Here is a 23,341-nt window from a genome sequence, read left to right on the forward strand (position 1 = left end):
TCTTTTTCTTTAAATTAAATCATCCTACACCCAACGGTGACCTTGTCTTTCAACCAAAGCGAAACTGTCTTCAGGTCCCCAACTTCCTGCTTCGTAATCGGGAAATGAAGAATCTTTTCTTCCTTCCCAAGTTTCCTGTATCGTTTTTACTACATCCCAAGCTTCTTCTACCTGATCTGAGCGCATGAACAACGTAAGATCTCCAATAAGTGCATCCAGTAATAAAGTTTCGTAAGCTTCAGGTGTATTTTCCTGACAGGCAAAATTATCGAAAATCATTTCTACAGGTTTTAACACCAAAGAAAGCCCAGGTTGTTTTGCCATAAACTGCAGTCTGATATCCATCAAAGGCTGAATATTGATAATCAATCTATTGGCAGACAACAATTGCGAACTTTCGGAAAATGTAGAATTCGGAAGCGGTTTAAACTGGATGGTAATATAAGAATGTTTTTCCTGCATTTTCTTCCCAGTGCGAACGTAGAAAGGTACATCCTGCCATCTTTCGTTATCGAGATAGAACTTTACGGCTGCAAAAGTTTCTGTATTTGAATCAGGAGCAATTCCGTCTTCCTGGCGATAACCTTTGGCTTTAACACCATTGATGGTTCCTTTTCCGTACTGACCTCTAACAGCATAATGATCCACTTTATCCGAAGAAATCCTGCGGATTGATTTCAAAACGTCTACTTTTCGATCTCTGATTTCGCCTGATTCCAAAGAAGTTGGCGGCTCCATGGCCACCATACAAAGAATCTGCAACAAGTGATTCTGAATCATATCACGAAGTGCTCCGGTCTGTTCATAAAAACTTCCTCGTGTTTCTACGCCGACTTCTTCAGCAACTGTGATCTGCACCGATTCAATATGTTTGCAATCCCATAAAGGTTCAAAAATAGAATTTCCAAATCTGAACGCTAATATATTCTGTACCGTCTCTTTCCCCAAATAATGGTCGATACGATAAATCTGTTCTTCTTCAAAAGTCTCCGCAAGCAAATTGTTAAGTTCTATTGCCGACTGTTTATCGTGTCCGAAAGGTTTTTCGATGATAATTCGGTCTTTCTGTGGATCAGAAGCTAACGAAGTATTTTTAATATGATTGGAAATTGTAGAAACGAAATTCGGTCCGATTGACAAGTAAAACAACCTGTTTCCTCTTTTTCCGTACACGGTATCAAATTTTTCTAATTTCTGGTATAGATCTTTATAGGAAGTTTCTTCATCCAGCTGATGCTGAAAATAGGTAATGTGTGCCTGAAAACCCGCCCAATCTTCTGAAGTTACTTTTTTTCTGGAAAATTGTTCTAGATTTTCTTTGATGTAATTCTTAAAATACTCATCGCTGTTATCTGCTCTTCCCAATGCCAGAATATTGAAGCCTTTCGGCATTCTTCCGTCGATGTATAGATTGTAAAACGCCGGAAAGAGTTTTCTTTTGGCTAAATCTCCCGTTGCACCAAAAATAATGATTGTCGTTGGCTGCAGGATTTTATTATCACTCATTTTTTCCGAATATTAGTTGTTTGCAGTTTTCCAAGAAGCGTGGAAAATGCCTTCTCTGTCTGTTCTCTGAAAGGTATGTGCTCCGAAATAATCACGTTGTGCCTGAATTAAATTAACCGGCAAAGATTCTGTAGTATATGCATCAAAATATCCTAAAGCCGTCTGAATTCCTAAGCTTGAAATTCCGTTTGAAGCAGCGAAGGCAGCAGTTTTTCTTAATGAAGAAATTTTATTTTTGACGATTTCTGAGATATGCTGATCCAACAAAATATTTGATAAATTAGAATCTTTCGAATAGGCTACATAGAATTTTTCTAATAAAACGGAACGGATGATACATCCACCTCGCCAGATTTTCACCACATCTTGCAAAGGAATTTCAAACCCATATTCTTCAGAAGCTTTTACTAATAATGCCAATCCTTGTGCATAGCTGATTAATGTTGCCAAATAAAGTGCCTCACCTACTTCTTTAATAAACAATTCTGTATTTTCAGGAATTACAATTTCATTTTTAGAATACAATTGGGATGCTTTTACTCGTTCTTCTTTATAAGCAGATAAAATTCTTGAAGTGACTGCAATATCTATGGTTGGGATAGAAACACCAATTTCCATGGCTTGTTCCGAAGTCCATTTTCCGGTTCCTTTTGCTCCTGCTTTATCTAAAATCTGATCAACAAGATAGCCATCTTTCAAATCATCTTTTTGTTTGAAGATATCTCTTGTAATTTCAATTAAGAAAGAATTCATCTCACCTGAGTTCCAGTCTCTGAAAACTTCGTAGAGCTGCTCGTTATTTAGTTTTGCTCCTTTTCTCAATAAATCGTAAGCTTCGCTGATGAGTTGCATAATTGCATATTCAATCCCGTTATGAACCATTTTCACGTAGTTACCTGCGGAACTTTTTCCCATATATGCTGTACAAGCTTCTCCATTTACTTTTGCAGAAATTGCTTCCAGCATGGGTTGAATTAACTTAAATGCTTGCAGGTTACCTCCTGGCATAATGCTCGGTCCTCTTCTAGCTCCCTGCTCACCTCCTGAAACACCAATTCCCATAAAGTGCAGATTTTTAGATGTTAGATCAGCAATTCTTCTTTCAGTATCTTTGAAGTAGGAATTCCCTGCATCTATCACAATGTCTCCTTCGCTTAAAAGTGGGGTGATATTTCCTAAAACAGCATCTACAGGTTTTCCGGCAGGAACCATCAGAATAATTTTCCTCGGGCTTTCTAAAGAAGCTACAAAATCTTTTAAAGTCTGGGTACCTTTTACTTTCATTTCTGAAGTGGCACCATCTTGTAAATCCTTTATTTTTTGTTCGTCAAGATCAAATCCTGCAATTGAAAAGCCGTTATCGGCAATATTATAAAGAAGATTTCGCCCCATTACACCGAGACCGATCATTCCGAAATTATATCCTTCCATTTTACTGATATTATATGAATTCTGTTATCAGCCCATAAATTTACGGAAATGCCAAAGATGAAAAAAATAAAAGGGTATAAAAAATCACACTCTTTATTACATGTGTCTGATTTCCAAATTCATAACAAAAATAAACTTTTGAAGTATTTTTTAGGTTTTTTATGATAAGTAAAAAAAAACAACCATCCGGTTTGGAGCATCAGAAAATTCCCACATTTTTTTTCAAAAGATTTCAGCAACTTTGAAATATTGGCTTTGTTTTTGCCGAGCAAGGGTATGAAAACAATTTTTATCGTGGAAGATGAGACAGGCATCAGAGATGCATTACAATTACTCCTGTCATTCGAAAATTATGATGTACGTTCTTTTTCTAGTGTCAAAATATTCAATGAAAGAGACAAATCTATAGTACCTGACCTTTTTATTTTGGATGTCATGTTACCTGATGGGTTAGGAACAGATGTATGTAATCAGCTTAAAAATGAGCCTGATACATCTAAGATTCCTGTAATAATAATCAGTGCACACGCAAAATCCGAAAATGTCATAAAAGCCTGTGAAGCAGACGAATTTATCGGCAAACCATTTGATATTGACGACGTTCTTATCAAAATCGAAAAACTGATTAAATAGTCACTGTTTCAAATATTATTGAAAGATATCTAGGAAAAGTGAGACAAAGGATTTAAGAAATAATGTTACATTCAATCATAAACTAAGCATAAGCTTTACTTTATTTATTGTAGAAAATTTCTTAGCAATAGGTGCAACGGATTAAATTATTGTCCCTATTTCTAAGCTAAATTTTTATTTTCAATAAGTTTTAGTGCATCACTCAACTTTTTTTTCTCGGTCTGACTGAGTCCCAATAAAGTAACTTTCACCGAATATTTCTTATCTTTATTTGATTTGATATTCAATCTTACCTTTGTAGCACACAGATTTTTGGTGATGATCGTATGTTGTACATGGGTGTATGGAAGTTCAAATTCGGGAGATATAAATTTTTTATATGTGAACGGATGTGCTTTCCTTACGGTTACGCATCCACCAGAACATTCAAATGTGACCGTTTTTGTATTTATAAACGAATAAATCATGAGCACAACAAAAAATGATAATACAGAAATAGGAAGAAGTTTATTAATGTAAAGAATTACAATTAAAAGCGCACATACCAAAATCAATTGACTGTATGCTAAAAATTTTGTCACCCTTAAATTGGATATTTTCATTTGATAAAATGGATAATCTTTTGTGCAAAAATAATAAGTTTACAATTAAGATTGAGAGTTTTTTTTATAATAACAATTAATTATCTGTAAAAACAAAATAATCTAAAGTAGAACACCTTTTTTTAAAGCATAATTTTCATCTCGCTAGCTGATAAGCAAAGTCGATGCGTACCGTAAATTCTCCTTAATTATTTGTAACAATATATACTATTAAAAGACATAAAAGGCATATAAATTCTTTGGAAAGCTCGTAAATGCATATATCGTTACATACTTACCATCTAAAACAAAATACGTTTTGATGAAAGATATTTAGTTTGGTTTTCAAGGTAAAAGTTCAATACATTTGTGGAAAACATTATCATTAATTATCATCTTCAATGAAAAAATGTCACTTTTTATTTTTGCTGTTATTTTCCATTACGATTTCAGCACAGCAGAGTCCCACGGCTGATGATTTGTTTCTAAAAGCACGTACTACCGCTTTTGAGCAAAAAGACTATTTAGCATCGATTGCACTCGCAAAGCAAGCATTAGAGAAAGCTCCCTACAATACAGAGATTTCTGTTTTTTTAGGAAGAGTTTATACTTGGAATAAAGATATTGTTTCTGCCAGAGCTGTTTTTGAAGATTTGCGTAATAAAGGAGTGAAGGATGAAGATTTTTTTATTGCATATTCTTCGCTGGAGTATTGGAATGATCAAAATACAAATGCCATTAAGTTGATTGATGAGGGATTGGCCAATCATCCTTCTTCTGAACCATTATGGCTGTTAAAAGCAAAAGTTTATTTTGGATTGAATAATTATGCCGAAGCAGAAAAAGCCACCGCAAGTCTTTTATTAATTAATCCAAAAAATACAGAGGCAAGAGCTCTTGCTGTAAGAATAGGTGAGTTTTCGTCTAAAAACGAAGTGGGTATTACTTATAATTATTCACATTTTGACAAACAATTTGCTGATGACTGGCATATTGTAGGAGTAAGCTATAAGAGAATGACTTCGCTGGGATCAGTAATTTTAAGGGGAAATTACGCCAACAAATTTGCACAAAACGGCACACAGATAGAGCTAGAAGCTTACCCTAGATTGTCTAAGACATTTTATCTTTATGTAGGTGCGGGATATTCTGAGGATGTAGGTCTATTCCCGAAATATCGTACGGGAGTTTCTTTGAACGCCAATTTACCACACAGCTTTGAAGCTGAAATAGGATACCGACAACTTTACTTCACGAATAATATTTGGTTATATACTGCTTCAGTAGGTAAGTATTACAAGAATTTTTGGTTTAATCTACGTACATATATAAGTCCAGATAATAAAAATATTTCACATTCTTATACAGGAACAGTACGTTATTATACGAAAAGCAGCCGTGATTATTTTGCGTTTCAGATCGGAACAGGGATTAGCCCTGAAGAAAACCGTAACAACCTCTTGGAAAATGAAACCTTTAAGCTAAAGACTTTTAAAGTAGGAGCTGAATATAATTTTTCTGTTTACAGAAATTTCTTTTCGGTGGGAACCATGTACTATAATCAGGAATATCTTCCAAATATGAAAGGTAGTCAGTTTGATGTCACGTTAGGATATACAAGAAAATTTTAAAGATTTAATAGTCAAAATAGTTGGTGAGTTTTTTTGAAAATTATCCATTAATTAAAATAAAAAAAGGTTTATTGAAATTGATTCAATAAACCTTTTTTTATGCTTCAAAATTTTAAAAAATAATTTAACAGCTGTTCAAAGTTTTGATTTTATTTAATGTGAAAAATAATTTCGGATACTTTACTTTAAAAACTTATTTCACTCTTTTCATAAAATTAACAACCACCGAATCCGGCATCAGCTTTTTAGAAGCATAAAACCTGGCATTCATTGTTTTAAATTGATTAAATCTGGCATTAAGTTTTTTTAATTCTGCGTCATCATTTAGAGCATCTTCTTCTAAATTTTTTGTAATAAACAGCTGCCCATCATGAAGATAATAATTTTTAAAAACAAAATCGGTCAAAAGGTTTTTACTCTGCATCATAGGAATACCTGAAGTTAAAGTTTCTGTACCCATAGAAAGTCCTCTTCCAACCCAGGTCACTGTAGAAGGTGTACGTAAGCTGTAATTGTTTTTATAATAAGACAACAAAGAAGGAGCAAGATCAAAATGGCTCACAATTTTATTAAATTTCGTAGGTGTTTTTAGTAATGGCGAATAAATCATCATAGGTACATGAAACCTATCTATTTTAGATTGTAGGATGATTTCCGGCATACTGTGGTCTCCTGTAATTACAAAAATGGTATTAGCAAAGTCGGGACGCTTACTGTAATTTTCAAAGAATTTTTTTAGAGCATCATCGGCATTCAACACAGAAATCAATTCTTTTCTATGCATCATCGCCCACTTTTTCTGCTCTGGTTTCAGAATATTGGATTCTACCCTCTTTGTATAGAGTTCCTCATAGTAATTCTTATTGTTTATTAAAAACGGATTATGGGTTGACAAAGTAAGTATCATATTAAAGTAAGGGCGATTACTCAGATTCTGTACTTCAAGCATTTTTCCAAATACAGCTTGATCTTCGTACCCCCAGCTTTCTCCATGATTAGAAGGCAGTTTACGATAAGGCTTGCTAAATAGAGCTTGGTCAACAATATGATCTACTTTACTATATTTCAAGAACTCTCTATAACGGTCAAATTCTATGCGGCCCCCATAATAAAAGCCTGTTTCGAAACCATTTGCTTTAAGTATATTATATAAATTAAAGTTGTGCGGTATTTTGTCTATTTCTAAAAATCCATTCTTTCCAAAAGGTAGAGATCCCGTCAATGAAGGTAATGCGCCAAATGTTCTTCCTGCAGAACTTAAACTGTTTTCCCAATACAGACTTTTATTTGATAATGAATCTAGGAAAGGAGCAAAATTCCCAACATATCCTTTCGGAGACGTATATGCATGTCCAAAACCTTCCATCACAACAAAAACCAAGTTAGGTGTTTTTTCAGATTTTGTAAAATAAGTACCTAAAAAGTCAGGAGTAGTTTCTTTTCTCCAAAAGGGGAAAGTTTCGTCCAGCATTTCAGAATTGCCTTGAAACTTATGACTGCCACCCCAAAGTTCAGCAATCTCGGGATGATCACTAATAAAATTATCTTCATTTGAATTAAAAAAGTAGACCCATTTGCTTTTTGCCGCATACTGACTAAATTCATTAGAATTCTGCAAGTCTTTGGTGTCTAAAAGAAATGAAGGAACAAAGAACGCCAGCAATCCTATGATCAACAATGTAAGGCCTGTGTAAATTGATTTTAAAGCTCTTTTACCCATCATCCATAAAGGGATGAGTACCAAGACAATCAAAATACCCATTAATGCGAAATTTTTGTAATTAAGCATTCCACTTGCCTGTAAAATCTGTTTAATTTCGTCTTTAGTGTAATAAAAAACCTCTGCTCCTAGCAGATTATGAGTTTCAGCAAAATAGAGGAACAAAATATACTGTGTAACAGCTACCGTAAGAAATACTGCTGTGGTAAGTGTTTTTGCCCAGCTTTTCTTGATGAAAGACATCATCAGATAAATAATACCCATTACTGATATAAGCTTTAAGGCAAATAAAATATTTTCAAATAAAAGGTGACCAATTATTTGTGATGTATCTATTGAGGGAAGAGAGTATGAATACCAAAGGGCCTCTGCGGCAATTCCTATTGAAAAAAGAATCAAGAATGCTACAGCCAGAATCCCCCACTGTTTTAGACCAGCTTGAAGAGTAACTAAAATTCTTTCTTTTAACGGTAAATTTTTTGTATTTTGATTAAAGCCTTGTCGTGTCATTTCTCCCCAACCATGAGAGTTTCTGAAATAATCAACAAAACCGTTAACCCCAGCTTTTACAACAATTGGGTGAAAATAAAACGGTTCGGAAAAGGCAGTAATAATAAGCGAAAAAAAATCTTTTCTTTTTGTATAAACCTGATAACTAACCAGATCAACCAATATTGCATAGATGGAATACAAAAATCCCATAGAAATAACCAAGGCAAAAAGAACTGTGAAAAATGGCCAACTGATAATTCCCAATAGCAGAAAAATAATAAAAATAATGTATCCTGAAAATTCAACCAATGGACCCAAAAGTTCAAAAAAGAGCCAATAAGGAAGGCTTATCATTCCCAGTTTTCCGTATTTGGGATTAAACATCATTTTCCTGTGTTTCCACAATGTTTCTATCGTACCGCGCATCCATCTGTTCCTCTGTTTTTTAAGGATATCTTTTGTTTCCGGAGCTTCGGTCCAGCATAAAGGATCAGGGATGGTAAGCACTTCGTAAGGCTCATTTCTCTCTTCCATATACTTTCGCATACGGACTACGAGTTCCATGTCTTCACCTACAGTATTTTTATCATATCCGCCGCAAGCCAGCACAATTTTTCTGTCGAAAACGCCAAATGCTCCTGAAATTAAAATCAAGCCCGATGCTCGTGACCAAGCCATTCTGCCGAGGACAAAAGCTCTAATATATTCTAATGCCTGAGTTCTTCCAAGCAGTGTTCTTGGCATATTGACACTGATGACTTTACCGTTTTCAATGACGCAGTTATTTGCCAGGCGAATAACACCGCCACATGCGATAAACTTTTTATCTTTCTGTTCCAAAAATGGCTTTGCCAGTTTAAGAATAGCATCCTGCTCCAAAATACAGTCTACGTCTATGCAGACAAGATATTGGCCTGAAGAAATATTAACTCCTACATTGAGTGCATCTGCTTTACCTCCATTTTCTTTATCTACAACAATCAGTTTTTTAAAAGCCGGATTTTTACTTTTATAGACACCCCTTACTTTGTTGGTTTCTATTTTACCTTGTATAAAATAAGCAATAGATTCAAGATCATAAGCTTCAATCAGTTTTTGTATAGAATCATCCTTACTGCCATCATTCACAATAATAATTTCGAGATTATGATAGTAAAGAGAAAGAAGGGAGCGTACATTTTCTACAATGGTCATTCCCTCGTTGTAAGCGGGAGCAATGATACTGAAGGTCGGAGCGTTTGGATTTGCGGCAATAATGCTGTAATCGGTAAATGTATTTTCTTTTTTATATCGTAATACAGCTCCTAAAGCATAGATCCCTATCCATCCGTAAATAATTGCCACAGCAACACCATAAACAAGGTAAAGCCATATAATAACTTCGTAAATGATATGTGAGAATTCTATCATATTTTTTCCTGCACTGCGTGTTTTATTATTTCTATAAGTTCTTCAGATGAAGCTTCATCCTGAGCAACCAACATTAAAAATTCTTGTTGTCCAAATGAAAAAAGTACTTCAGCAGCGTACACTTTTACAGCAGATTCCTTGCTGTTGAGTAGCTGATTTTTTAGGAAATTTAGAGCGCTTTTATCTCCTGAACTTTTAATTGCTTTAAGAATTTCGAACCGAACTTCGATAGGTTGATCGGGATAGGCTTCAATAAGATACGTAATCGTTGAGGCATTCTCTACGGATAGTAAAGTTTGTACTGTCTGTACTCTTACTTCAGTAGAAGAATGTGTTAAAAGTTGGGTAATCATAGAATAAACTGATAGTAACTGAAATTTTCTTATCAACTTAAGCGTGAAAATAATCACAGAGTCATTTGCACTTTCAAGCCAACCCTTTATTAACTCTTCAGAATTTTCTGGGATGTGCGTTATTGAACCAAGCAGACGCAATTGCTGCCATTCTGATATTACTGACTGGATAGTCGCTAAAAAATGTAATCCTTCAAATCCTTTAAAATTCACCATTGCGTATTGTGCTTCCTGGTATACTTGGGGTGAAGAATGTGTAAGAAATTTTGAAATTTCCGGCAGGCTGTGTCCTGAGTTCATGGCGGTAAGTTCCTGTATTCCGCCAGCAATCAGATGAGACTTATTTTGACTCAGTTTTTTTAAAGCGTCATTCTGAAGATTGTAGTTTTCAAAAAGATGTTTGATATTATCTTTTGCAGCTCCGGAAAATTTCTTTTCGGAATCGACCAGTTTTTGTAAAAAAAGATTTCTGAATAGAGAATTTTTGTTTGCCTCTAGAAATCCATGATCTGTCGACTCTTCATCTTCCTCATAAACAATAACTTTTGTGATTTTTTTATTAATTATTTCAGACCATCCCGAAATGCGGACTGACAATCTGTACTGATAAATGCTGTAAATAATGACTATAATAATCATCACAAGTACCAATGAGAGCATTCCTAGAAAAATCAGAAAAATAAAATGGACAGAATCTAGCATCTTGACTGTTTATTTTGAAGAAAATCTTTTTATCCTTAACATCAATTCATTCGGACTAAAAGGTTTAACAATAAAATCTGAGGCACCTAAATCGAAAGCGTTTAATACCACTTCTTCTTGTCCCATACTTGAAAGCATGATGACAGGTATATTTTTTCCCATTGATTGTATAGCAGATAAAATTTCAATTCCTGATGCGAAAGGCATCATAATATCTGTAATCGCAAGATCTACGTGTTCGTTTTTCAAGGTTTCAATAGCTTCTTTGCCGTTGCGGCTTAAGATTACCTCATGTCCTTCTTTTAGTAATTTGTGCTCTATTGTTTTTAAAATAAGTTCGTCATCTTCAGCAATTAGAATTACCATAATAGTGTTATTTTTTATATTATATCCTTCATTAATTGCAAACCTACAGTAATTTCATGAGAAATTTCAGACTCCATAGATTTGTAATCCATATTTTCTTCAATACGTGTCTCCCAATATGCAGTTTGATCCTTCAGCCTAATTAAGCCTGCAGTTCCGGCAGTTCCTCTAAGTTTATGAAGTATCTGTTTTAGCTTTTCGTTATCTTTTTCTGCTACACCTAATTTTACATTTTCTTCCGCCTGAGAAAGCTCCTGAATCACTAAGTCTAAAAATATTTTTTTGAAATCATCATCATCACCCATCTGCTCATTCAGAAGATTCTTATCCAGATACATTTCAGGATTGATATTTGTTTCAGATTCTACCTGAATATCAGTGCCGATATGCTTCTTTAACATTTCTAAAAGATCATTCTGTCTAAGAGGTTTGGGAAGGAAATCATTCATTCCCGAATTAAGGCATTTTTCTTTTTCTCCCACTACGTTTCCTGCAGTAACACCAATAATAGGAACTGTAGAATATTCTGGTAGAAGTCGTATTTGCTTTGTGGCCTCTATACCGTCCATTACAGGCATCTGTACATCCATAAGAATGATATCAAAAAACTGATCACGACATTTTTCCAATGCCTGCAGTCCGTCTGTAGCCTCTACCAGCTGTGAATCTGGTATTAATGATTTCATGATTCGGTTATTAAGAACCATGTTAACAGGATTATCATCAACAAGCAAAACATGAGGAGAAGTCATGAACGGAAAATGCTCTTCTTTCTGCGACGGTTTAGCGGTAGCCAATTCTTTTTCTGAACTTTTGACTGCACGTCGTAATGTCTTGTACAATTCTTCAGATTTAATAGGTTTAAGCAAGAAGTATGAGCTTTCTTCCTTCCTGAATGAATTGATAACATCATGTTCCTCCGAAGATGTGTGAAGGATTACGAGAGGTGAAGTCTCATTTTGTTCGTTAAATAGCTGCTTTATTTTCTCAATTGTTTCCAAACCAGATATAACAGGCATATGGTAATCAACCAAAATAATATCAAAACGCTCGCCGGCTAGTAACATCTGGAGAGCTTCCATTCCGTTGGCGGCTAGCTTAGAATCTATATTTTTGTAAGCAAGCATATGCTGAAGAATAACTCTGTTTGCTTCATTATCATCAACAATCAGAACTTTGTTGATCTTGAGTGTTTCATCATCGCTGTGATCAGAAATCTCGAAAGGAATTTCTATATCAAAATAAAAAACAGAACCTTTCTCTAGTTCACTTATCAAACTAAGATTACTGTCCATATATTTCAAAATATTATTTGAAATGGTAAGTCCGAGCCCGGTTCCTCCATAACGTTTACTGATAGAGCTGTTTTCCTGAGTGAAAGCATTAAAGATATGCTTTTGTTTTTCTACTGGAATACCAATTCCTGTATCTCTCACTGAGAATCGTAATTTTATATTTTTACCGTCTAAATTCAGCTTCTCCACTTTCAGTTCTATCTCACCCTGTTCTGTAAATTTCACAGCATTCCCAAGAAGATTGATAAGAATCTGCTTCAGCCTTGTTTCATCAATCCAGATTGTATCTGGCAATCCGGGTTCAATGTTTAAAAGAAGTTCGATATTTTTTTTCTGAGACTGATAGAGAACTGCATTAATCACCTGGCTCACCATATCATAGACATTGGCTTTCTCAATCAAAAGCTCCATTTTCCCTGACTCTATTTTAGAAAAATCAAGAATGTCATTAATAATATTCAGTAGATTTTCACCTGACTCATTTATATAATTAAGATATTGCGTTTGTATTTCATTTAACGGGGTTTGAAGTAAAAGGTCGGAAAATCCTATGACTCCATTGAGGGGAGTTCTAATCTCATGGCTCATATTGGCTAAAAATTCAGACTTCGTTTTATTGGCAATATCAGCAATCTCCTTTGCATTTTTGAGTTCTTCATTGGTGCTTACCAATTCCGTAATATTCTGTGCAGAAACAATAACTCCACCCATATTATCCGCTGATAAATACCATGGGTTTACGACAATGTTATAATGTTGTGTCTCTTCTTTATGAGGAACATTTAAGGCCATATCCTTATTAATATAAGTTTTTCCGCCCAATGCATCTTTATATATCTTCTTCCTATCTTCCGGCACATTCGGTGAAACCGTAAACATATTTTTGCCTATAAGATCAAGATCATGCATCTGAAACTCATTTTTCCAGCTGCTGCTTACCGAAAGGTAATTCAGATCCTTATCAAACATAGCCACTGCAGTAGGAACATAGGTTACAAATGACTGCATCATAGCTTCCTTGGTAGCCAGCTCTATATATATTTTTTTGAAGGTATCAATATTCTGGATAATCCCAAATACTTTTGTACATACACCATCTTCAAATTCTGGTATTCCTTTCACCCTTACCCATATCATAACTCCATCATTACGTATAAGCTGTAACTCTTCGTCATACGGTATTCCTTCTTGTACAGCTCTTTCAAATAATGATTCTACTTTTTTTCTGCTATCGTCACTATAAAATCTCAATGCATTTTCAAAAGTAGGATCAAAGGTCTGATCGACTTTATGTATTTCCCTAGTAGATTGCGACCAAAAAACATTATTGGTTTTAAGATTGACCTCCCAACCTCCAACCTGAGCTACTGCACTTGTCTGTTCTAGTATCTTCTTAGTGTAAAGCAAATCTTTCTCAAGAGACATTCTTTCTGTAACATTCAAAGCCGTACTTACAACGTATGGCATTCCTTCTGTATTAGTTTCTACCAGATTATGATACATCCAGACAAATTCTTCTCCAACTTTAGATTTTAGGAGCATAGTTCCCAAATCCTCATGATTGTTATTGATTCTTTCAAGATATTCTGCAAGTTGCGGCCAATTCTTTTCAGGAACAAGATCTTTTAAGTTCAATCCCTTGACTTCTTCCGCCGAATAATGAAGTGTTTTTCTTCCTTTTTCATTCACTGCAATGATGTTTCCTTCCATATCATGCATACTCATTAATCCTATTGCATTTTCAAAAAAGCTTCTAAAGCGGCGCTCTGAACTTTCAAGTTTTTGTTTTTCTTCTATCTGCTCAGTAATATTAATACCAAAGCAGAAAATTTCAGATCTTTTTCTATTCTTTTTCAAATACCATTCTACAATAATTGGTGACGAATCATTAATTTTTGTTGATGTAGAGAATTTTACCTCATCCTGCTTATCACACATGTTTTTAATTATCGATTGGAGTTCAATATTCTCCTCACCGACAATGTTTAACAAAGTCTTTCCAAGGGCTTCCGCTTTAACAAGTTGATAAACCTTCTCGAAAGTAGGATTTATGTCCTTAAGCACAAAATCGCTCCCCAGAACGCAAATAAGATTATTAGAAATATTAAATGTCTGATGAAAATATTCAGCTTCAATCTTTTTTCTTTTTCCTATCAGTAATTCGGTAACCGCTTTACCTATTTTTTTTAGTGTAGCTATCTGCTTCTCATCTAGCATTTTTGGTTTATAGTCAAAAATACAGATAGTTCCCAATGCGAACCCTTCATCATCTACAAGTGGAACACCTGCATAAAATCGAATTCCTCCAGCTATTATTAATGGATTTTTAGATGATCGTTCATCTGAAAGTGTATCATTTATTATGACAACCTCTCCACTTGCAATTGCATATTGGCATAATGTACTTTTTCTATCTACAAAATCCATGTCGACGCCTACGCAACTTTGTATAACTTGCATTTCACTTTCCATCATTGCAATGAGAGCAGAGGGACAATCAGCTATTATAGCAGCAGTTTCAGTAAAAATGTCTAACTGGGGATCCTTTGCCAGATTAAATAAGTCAAAAAACTTAAGCTTATTGATTCTTTCAATTTCATTAGCAGGAAGTGGAAATGTATCCATATAAATAACAGCGATTAATTTTAGAAATTTTAGCACAAATTACAAATTATTTCGCATGTAAACGCTATAAATATGTATTGACAGTTTATATCTCCTATTTCAAATACCTATTCTACTTGAATTAGTAAATGATCTTGCTCTTTTTCACTAACCTTCCAAAATTCCTTCATATGTGAGTTCCAGTATACTTTACATACAGTATCTGCGACGAAAGTTCAGCATGAAAGTAAATCATCTTCACGACTTCAATACTATTATACTTTTTATCTATCTCTAAAAAAACAATTTTTTACTCTATTAAATTAATAACAAGTTTTAAACTAATGGTATCGGTGAACGGCAAATTCGTGGTAATATCATGCATAATATTTTATAACCAATACTTTTTGCAATCGTTTCTTACGAAAATAAAATGGTTTGATCGGATATTAAAGGATAGTAAAAAAGCTCATTCCTAAAGAGCCTCCACTCCTATTACCATTTCCATAATCGTTGTAAAACTGGAATTGGCACTGTTTTACTTAATGATGGTTATCAAAAAAATTAATACTAAAAGACATTACGATTGACTTGTTTAAGAATATTTTGGAAGATCAGAATATAAAGACTCAGAAAGCAAGTTATTTGTATGCTCAACAATTAGTAGACAGAAAGATAAAAGAGGAAAAATTAAAGCTTTCTCGAGGTAGAAAATTATTTATAGATTTCAAACACTTAATTATTGTAAGTACAAGCATACATGTGGCAATTTCAGACTGTTTATTGCAAATAGAATAAGCATTTTACGTTTAAAATATCAAACACAAAAAGTCAGATTTTAAAGGATTACTAAATAGAATTTATGCGTAAAAAAAGAGACAACTATTAAACAGTTGTCTCCATTAGTGACTTCGGAGGGGTTCGAACCCCCAACCCTCGGAGCCGAAATCCGATATTCTATCCAGTTGAACTACGAAGCCGGTTTTTATAAGTAATGAGTAATCAATGATAAGTAATGCAAATATTACTGATTACTCATTACCAATATTTTTAGAAAGTAATCTTCACTCCTCCCACAACCTGCGCGCCAAGAACTTTGTAGCCTTTGTAGGTCTGGTATTTTGAACTTAGAAGATTGTTTCCAAGTGCGAAAATACTGAAATTTTTGTGAACTTTGTACTCTGCAGACAAGTTTAAATCTGCATAACCACCAACTTTGTCATTTGTGTCTTCTGTTGACTGAAATATCACTGAAGGATTTCCAACTCCTTCAAGCGTGTATGAGTTTGTTGTTCTGTCTGTTGCGAATATTCCTTTGAAACCGAAAGAAAGTTTTTTCTCAAACATGGTATATTTTGCTCCGATGCTTCCCGTTACCAAAGGAACGTTGTAAATATTGTCATAATTCTTTAAATCATACTTTAAAAACCTTACATCCGCATCCACAATCAGATTTTCTAGAGGAAAATACTGTAAACTTCCTTTGATATCGCTCACATTCCCATCATCATAGACTGCAGAAAAAGTATTCGCAAAATCGTAACCAGGACGGTCTAAAGTAAAGCCATTATTGAATAATGTATTTCCTTGAAAAAACATAATATTTCTCATTTTTCCAAATCCTGCAGAAACATCATATTTAAAAGTCTCGTCGATATCACCTCTTAAACCTGCATAAAAGTGATATTGTGTCTCCGTTGGTCTCAACATCTGGTCTGAAACCAAAAATGGGTTCTGCTGTAATAATTCGCTATAGGTATTCAGTTTTAAACCACCGTCCACTCCGCCATAGAATTTAAACTCTTTAGCAGCAGCCACCTGAAATTCGGCCTGTGGAAACCAATAGGTTTTGTTATTTTTTAATTCTTCAGCTAAGATTAAATTTGAATTTCTTGCATTCAAAAATGAAAAAGAAGAACCTACCATTAGATATGATTCACCTTTTGCAAAAGTAACTTTCGGAGCAAGACTCGCATTAAAGAATGTAGATGAATTTTTATTTAATAAAGCGAAATCAGTTTTTACCGTTTCTAAACCTAGACCTAAATCTGCATTTAAAACAATTCCGTTATCAGAAAGCTTCACAGCGTGTTTGGAAAGATTAGCCAAAATGGAAGCCTGATTTTCTCTAGCATCAAAATGGTCGCTCAAAAATGAAGATTTTACTCTTACATCATTTAAAATTTCATTCGAATAGAAATCATAATAACCATTGACTTTAAACTGATTTACTTTTTGTTGCAAATCAACATCCGCAGAAGGATTCAATGCATAAATTCCGTAATAGTTATAATTATCTAAACCATATTCGGCATTCACATTTATTTTCCCTTTTTCACCATAAGAATTTAAAAAAGCACCTAAAGTTGCAGTGTTTTGTTTAGAATCCCAAGGATAGACTTTTTTCAGTCCGCTTGTAGATAAAACATGAACATCTGCACCGACTTCAAGTTTGTTCTCAAGCGTGGTTGAAATATTAGCATCGGCCAAAATCTTCCCATAATTCCCCATTCCAAACTGGAAATAGTTATTTTGAGCCGTTCCGTCGAATTTCGGAGCAACATCCTCACCCTGAATGGTAGAAGTTTTAAAATCTGAAACCGCAGGAACGTCTGTAATATTGTATTTAACCGGATTGGCAGACTTCTCTTCCGGCGGATAATTTTTCACCGTTTCTACTGAGGTTTTCTTCTTCTCAATTTTCTTTACTTCCGGTTCTCTTTTTTTGTTAAGAATCAGTTTTTCCTCTTTAATCTGAGAAAACGCCACCGACGAAATTCCCAAAAATAATATAGATAGTATTTGAATTTTCTTATTCATATATGTTGTATTAATGTATAAAGTAAAAAGTATTGATGATCAAATCACCCAAATAGATTTTACATGAATACGACAGTACATTTTACTTTTTAATCTGTTTTTTAACCTCTTGCGCTTCTGCCACAATTTCAGGGAGATCAGCATAATTTGAAATAATCTGATCGCAAGTGTAACTCGCTTGGTAATTATCTTTCAGACCAATATAATTTTTCGCCATCAAAACCAGTGCCTTTGCGCCCCAATAATCTTCTGACGCGTAATTGTTCGCCAATTTGAAAATGGTTTCATTAGAAGATTTAAATGCTTTTCCTTTGTTCTGATAGAATGCTTTTGCGTAAAGAGCTTCTGCCGCAACTTCAGTGTTTGAAGATTTTTCAAGTGAAGTGTAAGCGGTCTGTGCATCTTTATCTTTCCCTGAATTCATCAAACTTCTAGCCTTGATTACTCTTGCTGTTTCTATAACCGCTGATGAGTTTTTATTGTTGGCAATGACGGCGTCTGCTAATTTTTCGGCTTCAGAGAAATTCTTTTCTTCCGCATACATTTTCATCAACTCAACATTAGCATAATTTTTAACGTTGATATTAGATGAATTTTTAATATTTTCTAAATATTTCTTGGCCTCAGCAGAATTTCCTTGGGCGATATAAATCTGAGATACTCTAGTTGCCGCATCGTCCTGATAGTCATTCTGAATGTTCGCAATTTCCTGCAACACCAACAATGCTTTTGTAGGATTATTGGTTTGGTAATAACTTTCACCCAATTCGTATTTCGCCTGATAAAGACCTTCTCCAGTTGGATTTTGAGTCAAATATTTCTCGTAATAAGAAATGGCGTTTTTGTAATCTTTCTTCGTGAAATACTGTTTTCCGGTAGACAAATTGATTTCGTCGATCTCAGAAGCATCAATATTGACACCTACGTTTTGTGCAAATTCAGCATATCCAGATACATCGCCGCTTTTTGTAAAAATAGGTTTCGCAGCCTGAACGATTTTCTGAGCGTAAGCTGTATTTTTATACTGTTCGCCTAAAGATTTCAGTTCAGATAACGCTTTATCGTTTTGGTTTTGGTCAATATAATTCTGCGCTCTGTAAATAGATGCATTTGCTACCAAATCTTTATCAGAAGAAGATTTAATTACTTTTCCGAAGAAATCATTAGAATTGCTAAAGTCATCCTGCGCGGCATAAGCCACACCAATTTCGTACTGCGCGTCATCAATATATTCAGAACCCGGATATTTAGAAATCAACGATTTTAAATTGGTGATTTTCGCAACATTATCGTTTTTAAATCCTAAAGCCAATGCTTTTTGGTACAACGTATAATCGGTAGCGTCTTCGTTTTTATCGTAAATCGCAATTGCCTGATCCAAATCGTTGTTGGCATAATTGATATCCGCTAAACGAAGCTCAGCATCATTTTTAAATTCAGGTTTCGGATTCTTTAAATATTGTGTAAAAAACTGCTCTGCCTGATCGAATTTTTTAGATTTAAAATAAGCATACCCCAGATCGTAAGGCAACTGCTGTTTTTCAGGGAAAGTTTCATTGGTTAGCTTTTCATAACGGGCAATTGCAGAAGGATAATTCCCTTTCTGATAATACACCTGCCCTAGCCAATACAAAGCTCTGCTGTTGAATTCTTTATTTAAATCAAATTCTAAACTTCTGAGAAAGTATTTTTCAGCTTCGTCGAAATTACCTTTATTGAATTCCTCAGTCCCCAATAAATAAGAAACTTCCTGATCAACTTTATCCGTTTCAGGAGTAGAATTTGGCAATTTATCAATTGCATTCAGAGTTTCTTTAAAATTCCCGGAGTACAGATAAGACTTCACCAAAAGCGATCTCATTTCTGCATTTTTAGGACCACTCGGGTTGGCCGCAATATAATTTTGAATCACCGTCGTCGGACTTTCAAACGGATTTCCGATGTCGTAACCCAATTTAGCGTACTGCTCGTGAGCCAGTTGTTTTACACTCGCATCATAATCCATCTGATATGACGAACGGAATGCCGAAAGTGCTTCCTGTTTTTTATCAACTGCCAAATATGCGTTTCCTAACTGGTAATATGCATTCTGAGCCAACGCAGAATTGCTGTTGATCAATTGATTGTAGTAAGAAACTGCTTCATCATATTTTTTAAGCTGAGCCGCCACAAATCCCATCTCATACAAATCATTTTCCGACGGGTTTTGCTGAACGCTCAGATAATCCTTCAAATGCGGATAAGCCGATTCATAATCATTCTTCATGAAATATGATTCACCGATGATTTTGTGAACTTCCGCTTTGTAAGACTCAGAAATATCTTCGTTTAATAAAGCAGTTCCTTCAGAAATCGCTTTATCGTAATCTTTATCATTGTAATGCATCTGAACATAATACGGACGCACCAGTTTTGAAAATTTAGGCTGATCTTTTATCGAATCAAAATACTGAAATGCCTGATCATTTTGCTTGCTTGAATAGTACAAATGCCCCAACATATAGGCAATCTCACCTTTTTGCGAATCGTCAGCCGTTTTGTGAACTTCTTCCAGCGCGTCAATTGCCCCTTTAGAATCGCCCATCATAAATTTAGCATACCCTAATTTCAGAATATACTGAGTATTTTCCTCTTTGGTCAGTTGGTATTGATTAACCTTTTTTAAAGTCTTTAAAGCTTCCTTAAAATCTTTTTTCGCCAAATAATAATCTGCCAGCGGAAGATTCGCCTGAGCAAAGTACGCAGAATTAGGATATTCTTTCATAAAAGCCGTCAAACCTTCCTCTGCATGATTTTTCTGAAGAATAACGCCTATTACATTATCAAAAAATTGCGCAGCTTCTTTTCTCGACTGCTCCAGATTCTGATTGTAGAAATACTGCCTTGCATATTCGTATTGGGAAGCGTTGTATATTTTGGTCTGATAAAGATTCTGAGCTAAGTTAAACCTGTAGTTTTCCTTTTGGGTAAAGTATTGTGACTGTTGTGCTTCGGAAACACCGAAATAGAAGACAGCAGCCGCTAAAAGTATTTTTTTTGATTTCATTAACATCAAATTTTAAAATGGAAAGGCCTTCAAAAATGAGACCAAATATTTTAATTTTAAGATAAGATTTTATCCACAAATTATCAACGAAAATATCGAAAAGATATTGTATAAACAAGCGTTTTAACATATTGTTAGTTTGTGGATTATTTTTTAATACTAATTAACTTTTCAACAAGAAATATTAAGAAAATCTTAATTATTTCTCAGAAATAATTACATTTGTTTTTTTCAACTTTATATTATCATTGAATGAATCAACTCTTCAGAAGGAAAAACTATTCAGCAACAGACACTTCCACCAATCTTTTGCGGGTTTTAGGAACTTGGGACATCGTTTTTTTTGGAATAGCCGCTATCATTGGAGCAGGAAGTTTCAGCAGTTTGGGTGAAGCCGTTTTCAGAGGCGGCCCAGGTGTTATCCTACTTTATCTGATCTGTGGTTTTGCATGTGGTTTCACAGCTTTATGCTATGCAGAATTTGCCAGCAGAATCCCTACAGCAGGGTCGGCTTATACATATGCTTATGCCAGTTTCGGTGAATTAATGGCCTGGGTGATTGGCTGGGCTTTAATTATGGAATATTCTTTCGGAAATATCTATGTCGCTTTCTCTTGGTCTGATTATTTCACAAGCTTCCTCGAGCGCCTCGGAATGCATATTCCTGATTATTTGACATGCAGTTACACCGAAGCTAAAAAAGCTTTTCAAAACGGTTCCGAAAATAAAGAACTCATCAATGCCTGGACATCTGCACCGTTATTGGGTGGCTTAAAGCTTATCGTCGATATTCCGGCATTGGTCATTAATGGATTGATTACCTGGTTGTGTTACCGCGGAGTGAAAGAAAGTAAAAACTTCAATAACTCATTAGTAATTTTAAAACTAGCGGTAATAGTTTTGGTTATTTTAGTTGGTTTTTCTTACATCAATACCGACAACTGGACACCTGTAAGTGTAGAAACCGGCACTTCATCTTTTATGCCCAATGGTTTTGCAGGAGTGATGAGTGCGGTCTCAGGAGTGTTCTTCGCCTATATTGGCTTTGATGCTTTAAGTGTACTTTCCGAAGAGACAAAAGACCCACAAAAAACATTACCAAAAGGAATGATTATTTCGTTGGCTTTATGTACAGTTATCTACATCTGCCTGACTTTAGTTTTAACCGGAATGGTAGACTATAGAAAATTCGACGGAGTTGGAGATCCTTTATCTTTTATATTCGAAAAAACGAATGCCAATGTTGCATGGATGGAACTGACGGTTTCATTTGTGGCCATTGTAGCAATTACCACAGTTTTATTAGTATTCCAAATGGGTCAGCCGAGAATCTGGTATGCAATGAGCCGTGACGGTTTGATGCCTCAGAAATTCCAGCAGGTTCATCCAAAATACAAAACACCAGCGTTTGCAACGATTGTGACGGGTCTTGTCGTGGGAATTCCAATTATTTTCACCGACAAAAGTTTCATTCTAGATTTTACAAGTATCGGAACTATTTTCGCCTTTGTACTGGTTTGTGCGGGAGTTTTGATGCTTCCTCCTAAAGAAAAAATCAAAGGCAGATTCCACCTTCCATATATTAATGGGAAAATAATTTTCCCGGTTATTTTTATCGGTGCTTTGGTTGGATTCTACTATTTTCAACCTGAATTTTTTGACACTTTGATGAATTGGAATGATGATAAAAACGGTGAATTCAGAGCTTCTATTTTCTTTTTTATCTTGATCAATTTAGGTCTTTGTGTATTGACATTTATTAAAAACTTATCGCTAATCCCATTAATAGGCTTAAGTTCTTGTTTATATTTATTGACTGGAATGAGCCACGAAAACTGGTTCTATTTCGGAATATGGTTTGCCGTAGGTCTTGTGATTTATTTCTGTTACGGATATCAAAACAGCAAGCTTAGAAACGCATAATTCAAAAAATAACTGAAAAATATGGAGAGTCAGAATACGTGAATGTATTTTGACTCTTTTTGTATCCGAATGCATTTGGCGAAATAATTGCTAAGTTATTCTCAGAACTTTAAATAACAAGTGCCATGTCTGAAAAAATTAAAACATACAAAGAGTTCTACGAATTTTATCTTGATGAACACAAAAAACTAGGAACACGAATTTTTCACTTTCTTGGAATTCTGTTTGTATTTTTCGTCATCGGGTTTGTCATCTATACCGAAAAAGAAAGATTTCTGTGGTACATTCCTATTTTTGGGTATGGTTTTGCGTGGCTGAGTCATATTTTTATAGAAAGAAATAAACCCGCAACATTTAAATATCCGCTGTGGTCTTTAATGTCTGATTTTAAACTGTTTTTCGAATTACTTATTGGTAGGCAGAAATTCAGAACAAAGGAAAAAGCTTAACTTTGATTACCCTTAAATATTTGTTATGAAAAATAGTATAAGATCTTTTTCCATCATTGTTCCGATAGCAGTCATACTTATTTTAACTCAATGTAAGCCGATGCAGAATAATTCATCTTCAGAGGATGAGAAAACATTCATTATAGCATCACAAACCGTTGACTGTACCGGAGTTGCTCCCATGAAATGTCTACAGATAAAAGAAAAAGAGTCCGACAGCTGGGGAAATTTTTACAGCAACATAGAAGGTTTTACCTATGAGCCAGGTTTTGAATATGTTTTAAAAATAAAAACAGAAAAAATTCAAAATCCTCCTATGGATGGTTCATCTATAAAATACACTTTAGTAAAACAGGTTTCTAAAACTAAGAAATAAAAA

General features: G+C 34.7%; 14 protein-coding genes and 1 tRNA gene. 5 read left to right on the top strand and 10 right to left on the bottom strand.

What is annotated here, in order from left to right:
• Positions 1–24: 24 nt before the first annotated feature.
• A complete protein-coding gene (gene zwf / locus AR685_RS02745; RefSeq protein WP_047446331.1) occupies positions 25–1,506 on the bottom strand; it encodes a glucose-6-phosphate dehydrogenase in 1,482 nt (493 codons plus the stop codon).
• 12 nt (positions 1,507–1,518) lie between these two features.
• Complete coding sequence (gene gndA / locus AR685_RS02750; protein WP_047446329.1) at positions 1,519–2,937, bottom strand: NADP-dependent phosphogluconate dehydrogenase; 1,419 nt, start codon at positions 2,935–2,937, stop codon at positions 1,519–1,521.
• 276 nt (positions 2,938–3,213) lie between these two features.
• Between gndA and AR685_RS02755 the strand changes: the two genes are divergently transcribed.
• Positions 3,214–3,570 (top strand): response regulator transcription factor, encoded by a 357-nt coding sequence (locus AR685_RS02755; protein ID WP_047446327.1) that lies wholly within the window; start codon positions 3,214–3,216, stop codon positions 3,568–3,570.
• 161 nt (positions 3,571–3,731) lie between these two features.
• On the opposite strand, the gene AR685_RS02760 is transcribed toward AR685_RS02755, so the two are convergent.
• Positions 3,732–4,151, bottom strand: coding sequence for a hypothetical protein (locus AR685_RS02760; protein WP_131777589.1), 420 nt, complete (start codon positions 4,149–4,151; stop codon positions 3,732–3,734).
• 401 nt (positions 4,152–4,552) lie between these two features.
• Here AR685_RS02760 and AR685_RS02765 point away from each other — a divergent pair, with 401 nt between their 5' ends.
• Complete coding sequence (locus AR685_RS02765) at positions 4,553–5,782, top strand: YaiO family outer membrane beta-barrel protein (RefSeq protein ID WP_059123643.1); 1,230 nt, start codon at positions 4,553–4,555, stop codon at positions 5,780–5,782.
• Positions 5,783–5,975: 193 nt separating this feature from the next.
• On the opposite strand, the gene AR685_RS18360 is transcribed toward AR685_RS02765, so the two are convergent.
• The 7 genes from AR685_RS18360 to AR685_RS02800 all read right to left on the bottom strand — a co-directional run bounded on the left by AR685_RS18360 (position 5,976) and on the right by AR685_RS02800 (position 20,590).
• Entirely contained in the window at positions 5,976–9,404 is a 3,429-nt protein-coding gene (locus AR685_RS18360) for a sulfatase-like hydrolase/transferase (RefSeq protein WP_047446320.1), read from the bottom strand.
• Positions 9,401–10,459 carry a HEAT repeat domain-containing protein gene (locus AR685_RS02775; RefSeq protein ID WP_059123644.1) on the bottom strand — a complete coding sequence of 353 codons (1,059 nt, stop codon included), beginning with the start codon at positions 10,457–10,459 and terminating at the stop codon, positions 9,401–9,403. The genes AR685_RS18360 and AR685_RS02775 overlap by 4 nt, the downstream gene beginning before the upstream one ends.
• 9 nt (positions 10,460–10,468) lie before the next feature.
• Positions 10,469–10,825 (bottom strand): response regulator transcription factor, encoded by a 357-nt coding sequence (locus AR685_RS02780; RefSeq protein WP_059123645.1) that lies wholly within the window; start codon positions 10,823–10,825, stop codon positions 10,469–10,471.
• Between the two features lie 14 nt (positions 10,826–10,839).
• Positions 10,840–14,745 carry a response regulator gene (locus tag AR685_RS02785; RefSeq protein ID WP_047446314.1) on the bottom strand — a complete coding sequence of 1,302 codons (3,906 nt, stop codon included), beginning with the start codon at positions 14,743–14,745 and terminating at the stop codon, positions 10,840–10,842.
• Between the two features lie 885 nt (positions 14,746–15,630).
• A tRNA-Arg gene (locus tag AR685_RS02790) sits at positions 15,631–15,704 on the bottom strand.
• A 70-nt stretch (positions 15,705–15,774) separates the two neighbouring features.
• Positions 15,775–17,544 (bottom strand): TonB-dependent receptor, encoded by a 1,770-nt coding sequence (locus tag AR685_RS02795; protein ID WP_059123646.1) that lies wholly within the window; start codon positions 17,542–17,544, stop codon positions 15,775–15,777.
• 82 nt (positions 17,545–17,626) lie between these two features.
• Positions 17,627–20,590, bottom strand: a complete 2,964-nt coding sequence (locus AR685_RS02800) for a tetratricopeptide repeat protein (protein ID WP_059123647.1) — start codon at positions 20,588–20,590, stop codon at positions 17,627–17,629.
• 252 nt (positions 20,591–20,842) lie between these two features.
• Here AR685_RS02800 and AR685_RS02805 point away from each other — a divergent pair, with 252 nt between their 5' ends.
• The 3 genes from AR685_RS02805 to AR685_RS02815 all read left to right on the top strand — a co-directional run bounded on the left by AR685_RS02805 (position 20,843) and on the right by AR685_RS02815 (position 23,338).
• Positions 20,843–22,513, top strand: coding sequence for an APC family permease (locus AR685_RS02805; RefSeq protein ID WP_047446310.1), 1,671 nt, complete (start codon positions 20,843–20,845; stop codon positions 22,511–22,513).
• 125 nt (positions 22,514–22,638) lie between these two features.
• Positions 22,639–22,962: a DUF962 domain-containing protein gene (locus AR685_RS02810; protein ID WP_047446307.1), complete on the top strand. Its 324-nt coding sequence runs from the start codon at positions 22,639–22,641 to the stop codon at positions 22,960–22,962.
• A gap of 25 nt (positions 22,963–22,987) precedes the next feature.
• Positions 22,988–23,338 (top strand): DUF4377 domain-containing protein, encoded by a 351-nt coding sequence (locus AR685_RS02815; RefSeq protein WP_059123648.1) that lies wholly within the window; start codon positions 22,988–22,990, stop codon positions 23,336–23,338.
• Positions 23,339–23,341: the final 3 nt, after the last annotated feature.

It is taken from the genome of Chryseobacterium sp. JAH (genome assembly GCF_001507335.1).
Classification (GTDB): Bacteria; Bacteroidota; Bacteroidia; order Flavobacteriales; family Weeksellaceae; genus Chryseobacterium.

What these genes read in the sequence shown, in the direction of transcription:
- zwf (WP_047446331.1), bottom strand. Translation starts at nt 1,506, where the DNA reads ATGAGTGATAATAAAATCCTGCAGCCAACGACAATCATTATTTTTGGT.
- AR685_RS02795 (WP_059123646.1), bottom strand. Translation starts at nt 17,544, where the DNA reads ATGAATAAGAAAATTCAAATACTATCTATATTATTTTTGGGAATTTCG.
- AR685_RS02780 (WP_059123645.1), bottom strand. Translation starts at nt 10,825, where the DNA reads ATGGTAATTCTAATTGCTGAAGATGACGAACTTATTTTAAAAACAATA.
- AR685_RS02755 (WP_047446327.1), top strand. Translation starts at nt 3,214, where the DNA reads ATGAAAACAATTTTTATCGTGGAAGATGAGACAGGCATCAGAGATGCA.
- AR685_RS02810 (WP_047446307.1), top strand. Translation starts at nt 22,639, where the DNA reads ATGTCTGAAAAAATTAAAACATACAAAGAGTTCTACGAATTTTATCTT.
- gndA (WP_047446329.1), bottom strand. Translation starts at nt 2,937, where the DNA reads ATGGAAGGATATAATTTCGGAATGATCGGTCTCGGTGTAATGGGGCGA.
- AR685_RS02800 (WP_059123647.1), bottom strand. Translation starts at nt 20,590, where the DNA reads ATGAAATCAAAAAAAATACTTTTAGCGGCTGCTGTCTTCTATTTCGGT.
- AR685_RS02805 (WP_047446310.1), top strand. Translation starts at nt 20,843, where the DNA reads ATGAATCAACTCTTCAGAAGGAAAAACTATTCAGCAACAGACACTTCC.
- AR685_RS02775 (WP_059123644.1), bottom strand. Translation starts at nt 10,459, where the DNA reads ATGCTAGATTCTGTCCATTTTATTTTTCTGATTTTTCTAGGAATGCTC.
- AR685_RS18360 (WP_047446320.1), bottom strand. Translation starts at nt 9,404, where the DNA reads ATGATAGAATTCTCACATATCATTTACGAAGTTATTATATGGCTTTAC.
- AR685_RS02785 (WP_047446314.1), bottom strand. Translation starts at nt 14,745, where the DNA reads ATGGATACATTTCCACTTCCTGCTAATGAAATTGAAAGAATCAATAAG.
- AR685_RS02765 (WP_059123643.1), top strand. Translation starts at nt 4,553, where the DNA reads ATGAAAAAATGTCACTTTTTATTTTTGCTGTTATTTTCCATTACGATT.
- AR685_RS02815 (WP_059123648.1), top strand. Translation starts at nt 22,988, where the DNA reads ATGAAAAATAGTATAAGATCTTTTTCCATCATTGTTCCGATAGCAGTC.